At 70.3% G+C, this 377-nt stretch carries 1 protein-coding gene; it reads left to right on the forward strand.

The window, feature by feature from the left end; genetic code table 11:
- Positions 1–377: hypothetical protein (locus tag N0K08_RS22980; protein ID WP_408642998.1), on the forward strand; the 377-nt coding region annotated here is incomplete at both ends.

The raw sequence follows: 377 nt of genomic DNA on the forward strand, positions 1-377 counted from the left end.
TCACCGTGCCCGCCGGCACGACCGGCGGCATTGTGGTGACGGTGCCGACCACGGACGACCCCGTGTTCGAAGGCAGCGAGCAGCTGAACCTGACAGGCACGCTGACCGGCGCGACGCTCAACGGCACGCCGCTGCCGGCCGGCATCACCGACACCGGCCATGCGACCATCACCGACATGCAAGGTCCGGGCGCCGACGTTCCGGTGCTGGACGTGTCCGACCCCGGTCTGGTCAACGAGGGCAGCAGCGCGGTCTTCAACCTCACGCTGAGCCATGCCGTCGATGCCCCGACCACGCTGAGCTTCACCTTCAGCGGCCAGGCGGATGCGGGCGACATCGGTACGCCGGTGGTCACCGTGGGCGGCACGGTCGTCGCG

The organism is Acidovorax bellezanensis (assembly GCF_025421555.1).
Classification (GTDB): Bacteria; Pseudomonadota; Gammaproteobacteria; order Burkholderiales; family Burkholderiaceae_C; genus Comamonas; species Comamonas bellezanensis.